The following is a 13066-nucleotide window of genomic DNA, read 5'->3' as shown; positions in this document are numbered from 1 at the left end:
AAATGCAAAAAGTAGATATTGTCATTGCAGGCGGTAGTTTTGGCGGCGTAGCAGCAGCTTTAGCCGCTGCTAAAAAAGGTAAGAAGGTTTTAATGGTAGAAGATAGCTTGTGGATTGGTGGACAGGTAACTAGCCAAGGGGTACCACCAGATGAGCATACTTATATAGAAGAAGTAGGCGGGACATCAAGCTACATGGAATATCGTCGGAGAGTAAGAGACTATTATAAGAAAAATTATCCTGTAAAAGAAGACGAACAAGACAATCCTTATTTTAATCCAGGTAAAGGTTGGGTTAGCTCCATTTGTCATGAACCACGAGTCAGTTTAAAGATATTGTTGGATATGTTATCACCCTATATAAGTAATGGACAACTGACCATCTGGTACCGGGCTGAAGTGAAATCAGTGAAAAAAAATGATGATATCGTCACATCGGCAATAATTCATTATGTAAATGAAGAATATGAAGTACAAGCCGATTATTTTATCGATGCAACGGAATGTGGTGATTTATTACCGTTATCAGGGACTGATTATGTAACAGGTAGTGAGAGTAAAGAAATGACTGGCGAAAATCATGCGTGTGAGCATTATGATCCGTTGGATATGCAAGCAGTGACGTGGTGTTTTGCAGTGTCACTAGAAGAAGATGGTGATTATACGATTGATAAACCAGAGCGTTATGACTACTATAAACAACATCTATCTGAATTTTGGCCAGGTTCACAACTATCATGGGCCTATCCTGAACCTCATACATTAAACATTGTTCATGGAAGTCTTGATGGAAGAGAAGGTACCATTAATTTATTTGATTATCGGAAAATACTAAGTAAAGATAATTTTGAAAAAGATTACTTAAAGGCTGATATAACACTCGTCAACTGGCCACAGAATGACTACTGGGGAGGGCCTTTGTATGAAATCCCTGAAGATGAAGCACGATATCACTATAATCAAGCAAAAGAAATATCAAAGTGTTTCTTGTATTGGTTACAAACAGAAGCTGACGGCAAAGGTTATCCGAATTTGAAGCCACGGGGAGATGTCATGGGGACAAAAGACGGATTTGCGATGAAGCCGTACATCAGAGAATCTCGTCGCATTATTTCAGAGTTTACAGTTCTAGAAGAGCATATTGGCGCTGAAATGCGAGCAACTCAGACAGCAGAGACATTTTATGATTCAGTTGGAATTGGTCATTATCATTTAGATTTACATCCAAGTACTGGACAACGTACTTATATTGATATGGAAAGTTATCCTTTTCAAATACCGTTGGGTAGTATGATTCCTATTAAAACTGAGAATTTAATACCCGGATGTAAAAATATAGGAACGACACATATTACAAATGGGTGTTATCGATTACATCCTGTGGAGTGGAATATAGGAGAAGTTAGTGGGTTGTTAGCTAGCTTTGCATTGGAAAAAGGAGTTCGACCACGCGATATCAGACAGAATACGTCGTTGCTCATTGAATTCCAGTCTTATTTAATACAATCAGGCATCACGCTAGAGTGGCCGAGCGATTTAGAAAGCGAGGAAATTGAATGGTAATCTTACCGGAACCGAAAACAATCAACGAACAGCCAGGCTATTTTTTAATCGATGCGATAACACCAATTATATTGCCAAAAAGGCAAACACATCAGACGATGAGAGACGCGAAGTACTTTCAAAGAAGGGTAAAGGAAGAACTTAATATTGAGTTGCCAATTATAACAGAACCTTCGAAAAGGTCACGTGGTATTCGATTTGATTGGTGTGAGGAACTCGGTGAAGAACAGTATTCACTGAAGATAAGTGATAATATTACGCTGAGTGCGAGTGGTAATAGAGGTTGGTTTTATGGACTGATGACATTATTACAAATCATTCGTTATGAAGGCGTTAAACTATCGTTTATGGAGATTCAAGACGAGCCTTATTTTTCACATAGAGGTGTTTATTATGATGTGACTCGAGGAAAAGTGCCAACACTCGAAACATTAAAAGAAATGATTGATGTTTTTAGTGAGTATAAAATAAACGAGATGCAATTATATATTGAACATAGCTTTTTATTTGAAGAATTGAGTGAAGTTTTTAGAGATAAAGATGCACTATCTGCAGCGGATATTATGGAACTTGATCGCTATGCTGCCGAACATCATATTGAATTGATTCCTTCTCTTGCGACGTTCGGACATATGTATGAAATACTTAGAAGTCAAACTTTTTCAGATTTATCAGAAAAGCCTATCGATAGGAATGAGCCGTTCTCATTTGTCAATCGAATGGCACATCATACATTGGATGTTAGTCATGACAAGAGTATTGAATTATCAGAGTACCTTATAGAAAGTTTTATCCCTCTATTTCAATCCGATAAGTTTAACATTTGCGGAGATGAAACATTTGATTTAGGTCGATATAAAAATAAAGAGCTAGCAGAAGAAAAAGGCGTTGGAAGATTATACGTAGATTATTTAAAACAATTGATAGAAATTGTTCAACAAAATGGTAAACAAGTGATGTTTTGGGGAGATATTATTGTCAAACACCCAGAACTTTTAAAAGAGATACCTCAAGATGTGATTTGCTTAAACTGGGGATATTCGGCAAATGAAACAAGTGCGAATACTGAATTAATTGCAAAATCAGGTGTTCCTCAATATGTTTGTCCGTCTACAACAGGTTGGAATCGAATTATTAATTGGTACGATAATAGTTCAGTTAATATTAGAAAAATGGTAACTTATGCGAAAGAAAACAACGCGTATGGCATTTTGAATACGGATTGGGGTGACCATGGACATGTCAATTTACTTGGTTCTTCTTATCCAATGTTCATTTACGGAGCAGCTTTAGCTTGGAACCCTGATGCTATGGGAACAGATGAAACGGATGATCCGAAAATATCTGCTTCCTTATATGGAAAGAGTCATTCAGAGTTATTCTCTATATTGAGGCGAATTTCTCAATGTCAACCTGCAAACTGGTCGTATATCAATTTTCATCTTGAAAGAGAATACGGCAACCCTGAAGTATTGGAACCCTATTTTCCTATTATGAAGCAATTGGATGTACAAGAAATTATGAAAGCTATTCAAGAGCTTCCAAATTTAAAAGAAGAATTATTAGTGGCTGGTACACGACTACCAAAACGTTTTGACAATGATTTTAATGAGTGGCTAGTCATGACCGATTTGATGTTATATACACAAGAAGCATTTCTGTTTTTAATGAAATATGAAATGAATGTGCCAGATGTACCTCTATCCCGATCTGGTTGTGACGTAGCATCTGACATAGAGTATGCAGTAGAACGTTATAAAAAAGTGTGGCGAATAAGAAATAGAGAAAGTGAATTAAATCGAGTAACCCATACCTTCTATGAGTTAGCTGATCGAGCAAGACGCTATCATCTCTCCGAAACGTCACTTTAGGAGGTTTTCAAACAGATGAAAAAAAGAAAAAATCAATCTATATCGCAACGTGTGTTTAACGTATTTAACTATACGTTCTTCATCTTAATGGGAATTACGACTATTTTTCCTTTTTTGAACTTAATTGCGAAATCATTTTCTAGTGAAAAAGCATTGATATCAGGAAAAGTAACCATTTTCCCAGTAGAATTTCAAACCGGAACGTATAAATTTGTATTAGGAAATCCACAATTCCTAAACGCCTTTAAAATTTCTATTCTCGTAACATTGATAGGAACTGTTTTAGGTGTATTGATGACGATTACAATCGCTTATCCATTGTCGAAACCACATCTTAAAGGGAGAAGATGGATTTTACTGTACTATGTATTTGCGATGATTTTTAATGGTGGGTTGATACCGACATATTTAGTAATGCAAAAGTTAAACTTAGTAAATAACTTTTGGGTCTTGATTTTACCAGTATTAGTAAATGTTTATAACATGCTTATCATGAAAAACTATTTTGAGTCATTACCTGATAGTTTAGAAGAGTCGGCTCGGATTGACGGTGCTTCAACTTTTGAAATTTTATTTAAAATAATATTACCGCTATCCAAACCGGTACTTGCAACAATCGGTTTATTCTTTGCTGTAGCTCATTGGAATAGTTACTATAACGCGATGATTTATATTACAAAAGTAGATTTGAAGCCATTACAACTCTATTTGAAAGAACTTGTAAGTTCGACTAAGGATGTTTTAGATCAAGCAGGTTATGAACCTGATATTAATGGCATGTTTAATTCTTCACCCGAAGCAGTACAAGCAGCGTCTATTGTTGCCGCTACAGTACCAATTATTGTAGTATATCCATTTTTACAAAAATACTTTGTGAAAGGTGTTTTGATTGGTTCTGTTAAAGGCTAAACTATAGAAAACAAAATAGGAGGAAAGAAAATGAAGAAATTTGGAAAGATTGCTTTAATGTTAGCACTGTGTTCAACTGTTTTGATTGGTTGCTCAACAAAGAAAGAAACAAGTGAAGTGAGTGACGAAAAACCAACATTACGTCAACTAGGGTTTAAAAGGAACTTTGACCCTAATGCCGATCCTATGGCAAAATTTTTAGAAGAAAAAACAGGTTATAAAGTTAACTATGAAGTTTTACCGATGGAAAATACAGATGATAAGTTAAACTTAATGATGGCAAACAAAGAAGAAATTGACATCTTGAAACTATCTGCCACTCAATATAATAAATTGGCATCAGAAGGGGCATTAGAACCTTTAGATAAACTATTAGAAAAATATGGTGACAATATCCTAAAAGCTAATAGTGAAGATAGCTGGAAAGCAGCTTTAGTTGATGGGGAAACATACGGTATCCCTGAACGTGCCCCACGTCCATTTGTTGGAGATGCGTTAGGTATTCGTTCTGATATTTTAGAACAAGTAGGAATGGAAGTACCTAAAACGATTGATGAGTTTTATGACTTGTTAGTGGCAATTAAGGAAAAAACAGGATTAATTCCAATGACAGGAGACCAAGCGATTTTACATCAAATTAGTGGTGCATTTGGTGTTAATGCTACTTGGTTTGAAGAAGACGGTAAAATTAAAAATCGTGTCGAGCAAAAAGGAATGGAAGACTACATTCAATTTATGCAAAAGCTATATGATGAAGAATTAATTGACAAAGAATGGCCAATCAATGATTCTCAGAAAGCACGTGATAAGTTTACAAGTGGTAAAGCTGCAATCCTAGCTTCTTATGGTTGGGGAATGTCTGCTGTTGTGTTACCGGTTATCCAAGAGGAATTTAATGCTGATATCGAATTGATTATGGGATTAAAAGGTCCAGATGGAAAACAAGGTGCCTGGTTAGAAGGAACAGGTGTTAGCTGGTTTATTGCGATACCAAAAGTATCTAAAAATAAAGAACACGCTGTTAAATATTTAAATATGAAGTTAGAGTCTGAATTATTTAAAGATGCAAGTATTGGTCAAGAAGGCAAACATTGGGAAATGAAAGATGGAAAAATGCAACCTGTTTTACCAGCTTTTGCTGATGATCGTAATAACTCTGACTGGTTTATGACTTCATCTATTGCGAAAGATTATCAAGAATATTGGTTATTAAGAACAAGAAAAGATCCAATTATGGCAGAAACATTTGATAAAATGCAAGCACAAGTCGAGTATGGTAAAGAAGAAGCGACAACAATGGCTCCACCATTAGAAAAAGCATCAAGATATAGCCAACGCTTACAAGCACTAGAGTCAGACTATATCATCAATGCTATTTCTGATAAGAAATCAGCAAAACCATACGCAGATTTCTTAAAAGATTGGGAAAATGAAGGTGGATTAGAATCTAAAGAAGACTATAATGCTTGGTTAAAAGAGTTTAATAAATAAATAGGACTGCAACGGTTAGATTCTCTAACCGTTGCAACCTTAATGTGAAGGGGAAAAGCAATGGAAATGTCAGTGAATAAAAACAAGAAAAAAAACACTTTCCTTTCAGCTATCAAAAGAGACTGGGAGCTGTACTTATTATTATTACCAGGTATCTTATTTTTATTTGTATTTAACTATATCCCTATCGGAGGCGTCACCATCGCTTTCCAAGATTTTAATATTTTTAAAGGGGTTTCAGGTAGTGAGTGGGTAGGATTAGATAATTTTAGACGACTATTCTCTTCAGCTGAGTTCATGAATATATTTAAAAATACAATGATTATCAGTGTTTTAAAACTAGTATTTTTATTTCCTTTACCAATCGTCTTAGCACTGTTGTTAAATGAAATTAGAAATATGAAGTTTAAAAAGACTATTCAAACAGTTATTTATCTTCCACACTTTATTTCTTGGGTAATCGTGACAGGGCTATTTGTGTCTTTACTTTCTGTCAACGGAGGAATTGTCAATGTTGTGATTGAAAAACTTGGAGGTCATCCTATTCCTTTCTTTATGAGTAAAGAGTATTTTAGAAGTCTGTTAGTTTTCACAGAAGGTTGGAAAGAAGTAGGTTGGGGAACTATCGTTTACTTGGCTGCTATTACAGGAGTAGATGAAGAACAATATGAAGCTGCACGTATTGACGGTGCTAACCGTTTTCAACAAATTATGCATGTCACTATACCTAGTATTTCATCCACTATTGTCTTAATGTTTATTTTAAGAATAGGACGATTATTAGAAGCTGGTACGGAACAAATCTTAGTAATGTATAATCCCGTCGTATATGACGTGGCAGATGTAATTGGAACGTATGTTTATCGTGTAGGTATGGGAACGTCAGATTACAGTTTTTCAACGGCCGTCGGTCTGTTTAACTCGGTCATTAACTTTGCCTTGATCGTTCTAGGTAACAAGATGACTAAGAAGTTCTTTGACTCAAGTATTTGGTAATAGTTCAGCCCTTTGCATGAGGGTTGAACTATTTTATTCAGTTCATGAATTTTGACCGAAACTCAGGGAAGCAATGATATACTTTTAGCATAGAGGAAATGATATGCGAAAGGAGCAAGACAAGTGTATTCAGTTTTGATAATAGATGACGAGGAGCTTTCAAGAGAAGGACTTATAGAATTTATTCCGTGGGAAAATTTTGGGTTCAAAGTAGTAGGAGAAGCTAGTGATGGATTAGAAGGAGTAGCACTTGCCAAACAGTTACAACCTAATTTAGCAATCTGTGATATTCGGATGCCAAAACTATCTGGCTTACAAATGATTGAAAAAATCAAAAACGAAGTGGACGATTGTTTTTTTATTATTTTAAGCGGTTATTCGGATAAGGACTATTTTCATTCAGCCATTGAATTAAATGTCTGTGCTTATATTGAAAAGCCTTTAGAGATTGAAAAGTTTATGCGTGCTTTAAAGGATGTCGCAACCAAAATTGAGCGTCAAAAACAGCAAAGAATGGAAAATGAAAAATTAAAACATAGAGTCATGAAAAGTCATCAATTAATTTATAACACGATGCTAGATATGTTAGTGGGGAAAATTAGATTTGATGAAGGAGATTTAAATAAATGGTTGACGAACCAACCAAGTCCATTTTTACAGTGGTCAGGATATCAAGTTTTAAGAATCATTTCGGACTCAAGTGAAGCCTACCAAATGCTAGAAAAAAGATGCGCAACGCTATGTGAGTCACAGCAGGTATTTTATTTGTCGCAGATTACTGATGAAGGACTCTTATTGATTTTTGAAGCTAAAAATAATAAGTGGTTGGAGTTGCTCGAGCTTGTTTTAAAGGAAATATCTACTGATACAAATATTCGGTTTAAAGGTGCAGTAGGTAGGAAAGTGAAAGAAATCGATCAAATCGTTTTATCATTCGAAGACACTGTCAGCATGTTAAAAACGATGCCGTATTCGTATCATTTGCATACTTATAGCGGTTCAACGGGGTTAGATATTATCGACACAGTCAAACGATTGATTCAAGAAAATCCGAAAAAAGATTTATCTAATACCGAATTATCTTCGCATGTTTATGTGACGCCACAATATATGTGTGCGTTATTTAGTGAAGAGACAGGGATGACGATTACTGAATATAAGACTCAAATACGCATGGAAAAGGCAAAAGAATTGATGCTAGATTCACGACTCAAACTATATGAAATTGCTGATATTTTAGGCTATGATAATGCAAAGTATTTTTCGAAAGTTTTCAAAAAATATACGAATCAAACGCCTAGAGAATACCGCAAATCTCATGGTGCAGTCGAATGAAAAAGATTAAACATATTTACAATCATATGAAATTAGGACAGAAAATATTAGTTTCATTTTTACTAATTAGTGCCATGGGTGTTCTGATTATGGCTAATTTTTTCTATTCAAAAACCTCCAGTATTCTTATGCGAGATTATTTAAAAACAACTTCTAAGGCGCTTAATCAGGCGACGCAGTTTATTGACTATAAATTAACAGAGGCGAAAGATGTTTCGAGTTTAATTTATACGGATAAACAGTTGGTAGAGATGATTGACGAGTTTAAAACAGAAGAAGACACGTATCAAAAATACATGCTCTACAATCGTTTAAATCAAAAAGTGCAGTCTATTTTTATTACGCGTAATATAAATAATATTCGGTTATATATTGACGATGCATCAATTACTACGGGTAATAGTGATTATGTGATTAGCAATGATTTAGTAAAAGATGAAGATTGGTTTAAAGATATCACTGCAGGGAATGGGTCGATTATCTGGTTACCTACCTATCAGTTTGATTATGGTATGAATCGTGGAGAGCAGTCTATTTTCTCAATTGCTCGAACATTGAAAGATGATAGTAATACTGGTACCGCTACCGTGGTCGTTGTAGATATATTGGAGCAAAATTTAACGTCTATCTTAAAAGAAGTCAATGCGTCGAAAAACAGTGTAACGCGAATTGTAGATGCTGAACAGAATATTATTTCTTCTACACGTGAAAAGGAAGTTGGCCAAAAAAATGCATTTGGCATGAAAATAAATATGGAATATGACCGTGGTGAAGAAAAGTTACTATTTCAAGAAGAAAAACAACGCGTTTTTTATAAGAAAGTTCCCAATTCGGATTGGAAACTTATGACAATTATTCCAGAAAAAGAAATTGTAAAAGAAAGTACTGATATTTTTCGTTTTATTATTTCTTTACTGATATTTATTGCACTTATCACATTTTTTGTTGCGTATAAAATAGCGCATGATATTACGAAAAGGTTGGATAAATTGACATCTAATATGCGTGAGGTTGAAACAGGAAACTGGGATGTAGCGGTTGAGGTCGATTCATATGATGAGATTGGTGAATTACAAAAGAGTTTTAAATATATGTTGAAAAATATGAAACAATTAATCAATGATCGTTATGATTCGGAGATTAAGATTAAAGAAGCAGAGTTACGTGTTTTACAAAATCAAATTAATCCACACTTTTTATATAACATTTTAGATATGATAAATTGGCTAGCGATAAAGCATCAAGCGTTTGATATTACCTATATTGTTTCCAGATTAGCCAAATTTTTCCGCTTGTCGTTGAACATGGGGAATCAACTTGTTCGAATTGAAAAAGAATTGGAGCATGTACAACTCTATATTGATATTCAAAACAAACGATTTGATAACGCTATTGAAGTGATTTTTGATATTGATGACGAAATAAAAGACTATCCAACTATCAACTTAATTCTTCAGCCAATCGTGGAAAATGCTATTTTACATGGAATTAGAGAAAAAGAAAGTAAAAAAGGGACAATCTGGATTACAGGGCGAAAAGTTCCCGATGCGATTACTTTAAGTATTAAAGATGACGGTGTCGGTATGAGTGAAGCTCAATTAGCGCGTATTCTAGATGAAGATACACGAATTGGTTACGGGGTCTTTAATGTCAATCAAAGATTAACCCTAAAATATGGTAAAGCTTACGGACTTGCTTATCAAAGTGTTATAGGAGAAGGGACAAACGTCGTTATAAAGATTCCAGATAAATGAAACAATTCAAATTTAAGTAGGAGTGAAAACATGAAATATATCGGAGCAGAAAATGCAGAGATTAAACTTTTTGAAAAAGAAAAACCAGAATTACCGACCAATTATCTGCTGATAAAAACAGCTTATTCAGCTATCAGTCCTGGAACGGAATTATCGATGAGTCGCAATGCTCAAGATGTTTCCTTTCCTTTAGGATATAGTGCGTCAGGTATTGTCGTTGAAACTGGAGGAGAAGATACGGGATTTGAAGTGGGAGATAGGGTCGCCTGCTATGGTGCGCCTTATGTCTATCACGGTGAGTATTTAGCTGTTCCTAAAACACTATGCGCAAAAGTCCCAACTGAAGTGTCGCTGTCGGAAGCAGCCCTATCCGGGATAGGATCAATCGCGATTCATGCACTTAGACAAGCTCGCTTACAGTTTGGTGAAATTATTGTGGTAGTTGGGTTAGGTATTTATGGACAATTAATCAGTCAAATTGGAAAAAATGCAGGGTATAAAGTGTTAGCGTTGAACCGTAGTCAGCCACGCGCTACGTTGTTGGAAGAATTAACAGGTATCGAAACGTTCGTCAATCATGATGATTTAGAGAAAAGATTAGATGAACTATCTCACGGACAAGGAGCAGACGCTGTCTTTTTATGTGCCGGCAGAGGTGGAGAATTAACCAACCAGAGCTTAGATTGGCTACGAAAAAAAGGACAGAGTATTATAGTCGGAGATATAGAACCAATATATGACCGCGCTAAAATGTTTTCAAAAGAAATTGATATAAAAATATCACGTGCTGGTGGTCCTGGTCGTTACGATCCAGTCTATGAAAAACAGGCTATTGATTATCCTTATCAATATGTCAGATGGACGGAAGGACGAAATGTTGCGGAGTTTGTTAGGTTATTACAAGAAAAACGAATCGTTATCACGCCGTACTTTGCTGAGGTAATACCTTTCGAAAATCATCAACTTGCATATGAGGAATTAGATCAACCAGGAGCCTCTCATTTAACACGTGTATTAAAATATGAATCATAGGAAGGTGTCGAGATGAAACAGTCATTGATTGATAAATTAGAAGAACAAATGATTACACCCAGTGCTTCATTAGTTGAATCTGTTAAAGATTTAACGGATGATATCCTTATTTTAGGTGTGAGTGGCAAGATGGGTGTTACCTTAGCTCGCTTATTAAAGAATGCGATAAATCAAGCAGGATTGACCCATAAAGTCTATGGAGTTGCACGGTTTTCGGATGAAAAATCGCGCGAAGTTTTAGAAAATCATGGTATTGAAACTATCAAAGCTGACTTTTTAAATGATGAAGACTTACAAAAATTACCGAAAGTTCGTCACGTCATTTACATGGTCGGATATAAGTTTGGTGCAACAGGAAATGAACCTTATACGTGGGCTATTAATGCTTACTTGCCAGGAAAAGTTTGCGAATATTTTACTGATTCCGATATTGTCGCATTTTCTACAGGATGTGTGTATCCTTTAGTTCCAACGACAGAAGGAGCACCTTCAGAAGAAATCAGTCCGAATCCACTAGGTGAGTATGCACAATCTTGCTTGGGCCGTGAAAGAATTTTTGAACATTTTTCAAAAGAAAACGGTACAAAGGTTTTAATCTATCGATTAAATTATGCTATCGATTTACACTACGGAGTTTTACTTGAACTTGCGCAAACGATTATGAATGGGGAACCGATTGATGTCACTATGGGGCATGTGAATGTGATTTGGCAAAAAGATGCTTGTGAAATCGCTATTAAATGTTTATTTGAAACTACCTCTCCAGCTAACATTATGAATGTCACCGGACCGGAAACTTTATCCGTCCGTTGGTTATCCGAACGCTTAGCAGAAAAATTAAACAAAGAAGTCACGTTTATTGGGGAAGAACAACCAACAGCACTACTCAGCAATGCATCAAAATGTCACGAAACATTTGGTTACCCGGAAACAACTATTAGAGAAATGATTGAAATGACAGCAACATGGGTTCTAAATGATGGTAGTACATTAGATAAACCAACACATTTTCAAGAAAGAGAAGGTAAGTACTAATGACACAATATTTATCAAAAGAATTAAACCAACATCTTTTTGAGGGAACTGTGATACCAGCCTATCCGTTGGCACTAGATAGCCAGCGAAAGTTTGATGAAGTGAGTCAACGAGCATTGACACATTATTATATCGATGCTGGGGTTGGGGGATTAGCGGTAGGCGTACATACAACACAATTTGAAATTCGAGATAAAGAACATAATTTATTTGAAACCGTTTTAAAAATAGCGAGTGAAGAAATTGATAAAGCAAACTTATCACGACCATTCTTGAAGATAGCAGGTGTTTGTGGGCCAACGAAACAAGCACTTGAAGAAGCTGAGTTAGCATTAAAATATGGGTATCATATCGCTTTGTTAAGCATGGGACAGTTAGATGATTATACAGAAGAGATGCTTTTAGAAAGAACTAAAGAAGTGGCAAAAGTGATGCCAGTCTTTGGTTTTTACTTACAACCTTCCGTAGGCGGTCGCGTCTTTTCTTATGATTTTTGGAAAAGATTTATGGAGATTGACAACGTCGTAGCAGTTAAAACGGCACCGTTCAATCGCTATCAAACACTTGATGTTTTACGAGCTGTCTGTGAGTCAAGTCGTTATCAAGAAATAGCTGTCTACACTGGAAATGATGATAACATCGTGCCAGATTTATTAACAGTTTATGAAACAAATGTCGGAGGAGAATACCGACGTAAAGAAGTGGTTGGAGGTCTGTTAGGACATTGGGCAGTTTGGACACGAAAAGCAGTAGAGTTATTTGAACGAATTAAACGTGCGAAACAGACGGGTGATGGTTATGCCGCATTATTAACAGAAGGAATCAAAATTACGGATGCAAATGCTGCATTTTTTGATATTCATAATGATTTTGAAGGCTGCATTCCAGGCATTAATTATGTTTTAGCGAAACAAGGATTGCTGCCAAGCTATACATGTTTAAATCCGGATGAAAAAATGGGTGCTGGACAGACAGATGAAATTGCACGCATTTATCAAGACTATCCACATTTAAATGACGATCAGTTTGTACAGACACATTTAAACGAATGGTATGATAAAGCCAAAGGAGATAAATAGAA

At 35.6% G+C, this 13066-nt stretch carries 10 protein-coding genes; all 10 read left to right on the top strand.

All coding sequences use genetic code 11. From position 1 onward, the window contains the following. The first annotated feature begins 2 nt into the window (after positions 1–2). The 10 genes from CBF33_RS04360 to CBF33_RS04315 all read left to right on the top strand — a co-directional run bounded on the left by CBF33_RS04360 (position 3) and on the right by CBF33_RS04315 (position 13064). Complete coding sequence (locus CBF33_RS04360) at positions 3–1562, top strand: FAD-dependent oxidoreductase (RefSeq protein WP_126761945.1); 1560 nt, start codon at positions 3–5, stop codon at positions 1560–1562. After that, complete coding sequence (locus CBF33_RS04355) at positions 1556–3433, top strand: beta-N-acetylhexosaminidase (protein WP_126761943.1); 1878 nt, start codon at positions 1556–1558, stop codon at positions 3431–3433. The genes CBF33_RS04360 and CBF33_RS04355 overlap by 7 nt, the downstream gene beginning before the upstream one ends. Before the next feature lie 15 nt (positions 3434–3448). Beyond that, complete coding sequence (locus CBF33_RS04350; protein ID WP_126761940.1) at positions 3449–4342, top strand: carbohydrate ABC transporter permease; 894 nt, start codon at positions 3449–3451, stop codon at positions 4340–4342. Between the two features lie 30 nt (positions 4343–4372). Continuing rightward, complete coding sequence (locus CBF33_RS04345; RefSeq protein ID WP_126761939.1) at positions 4373–5833, top strand: extracellular solute-binding protein; 1461 nt, start codon at positions 4373–4375, stop codon at positions 5831–5833. Positions 5834–5893: 60 nt separating this feature from the next. After that, on the top strand, positions 5894–6829 hold the full coding sequence (locus tag CBF33_RS04340; RefSeq protein WP_244919685.1) for an ABC transporter permease: 936 nt from the start codon (positions 5894–5896) through the stop codon (positions 6827–6829). A gap of 123 nt (positions 6830–6952) precedes the next feature. Continuing rightward, positions 6953–8164, top strand: a complete 1212-nt coding sequence (locus CBF33_RS04335; RefSeq protein ID WP_126761938.1) for a response regulator transcription factor — start codon at positions 6953–6955, stop codon at positions 8162–8164. Beyond that, positions 8161–9918 (top strand): sensor histidine kinase, encoded by a 1758-nt coding sequence (locus CBF33_RS04330; RefSeq protein WP_126761937.1) that lies wholly within the window; start codon positions 8161–8163, stop codon positions 9916–9918. Before CBF33_RS04335 ends, CBF33_RS04330 begins: the two co-directional genes overlap by 4 nt. Positions 9919–9948: 30 nt before the next feature. Continuing rightward, positions 9949–10950, top strand: a complete 1002-nt coding sequence (locus tag CBF33_RS04325) for a zinc-dependent alcohol dehydrogenase (RefSeq protein ID WP_126761936.1) — start codon at positions 9949–9951, stop codon at positions 10948–10950. Positions 10951–10962: 12 nt separating this feature from the next. Next, on the top strand, positions 10963–11985 hold the full coding sequence (locus CBF33_RS04320) for an NAD-dependent epimerase/dehydratase family protein (RefSeq protein ID WP_126761935.1): 1023 nt from the start codon (positions 10963–10965) through the stop codon (positions 11983–11985). Next, positions 11985–13064 carry a dihydrodipicolinate synthase family protein gene (locus tag CBF33_RS04315; RefSeq protein WP_126761934.1) on the top strand — a complete coding sequence of 360 codons (1080 nt, stop codon included), beginning with the start codon at positions 11985–11987 and terminating at the stop codon, positions 13062–13064. Before CBF33_RS04320 ends, CBF33_RS04315 begins: the two co-directional genes overlap by 1 nt. Positions 13065–13066: the final 2 nt, after the last annotated feature.

It is taken from the genome of Vagococcus lutrae (assembly GCF_003987555.1).
Lineage (GTDB): Bacteria > Bacillota > Bacilli > Lactobacillales > Vagococcaceae > Vagococcus_A > Vagococcus_A lutrae.
This window is presented reverse-complemented; position numbering and strand designations above follow the sequence as displayed.

Excerpts from the sequence above, each read along its gene's own strand:
- CBF33_RS04360 (WP_126761945.1), top strand. The coding sequence starts at position 3 with ATGCAAAAAGTAGATATTGTCATTGCAGGCGGTAGTTTTGGCGGCGTA.
- CBF33_RS04355 (WP_126761943.1), top strand. The coding sequence starts at position 1,556 with ATGGTAATCTTACCGGAACCGAAAACAATCAACGAACAGCCAGGCTAT.
- CBF33_RS04350 (WP_126761940.1), top strand. The coding sequence starts at position 3,449 with ATGAAAAAAAGAAAAAATCAATCTATATCGCAACGTGTGTTTAACGTA.
- CBF33_RS04345 (WP_126761939.1), top strand. The coding sequence starts at position 4,373 with ATGAAGAAATTTGGAAAGATTGCTTTAATGTTAGCACTGTGTTCAACT.
- CBF33_RS04340 (WP_244919685.1), top strand. The coding sequence starts at position 5,894 with ATGGAAATGTCAGTGAATAAAAACAAGAAAAAAAACACTTTCCTTTCA.
- CBF33_RS04330 (WP_126761937.1), top strand. The coding sequence starts at position 8,161 with ATGAAAAAGATTAAACATATTTACAATCATATGAAATTAGGACAGAAA.
- CBF33_RS04325 (WP_126761936.1), top strand. The coding sequence starts at position 9,949 with ATGAAATATATCGGAGCAGAAAATGCAGAGATTAAACTTTTTGAAAAA.
- CBF33_RS04320 (WP_126761935.1), top strand. The coding sequence starts at position 10,963 with ATGAAACAGTCATTGATTGATAAATTAGAAGAACAAATGATTACACCC.
- CBF33_RS04315 (WP_126761934.1), top strand. The coding sequence starts at position 11,985 with ATGACACAATATTTATCAAAAGAATTAAACCAACATCTTTTTGAGGGA.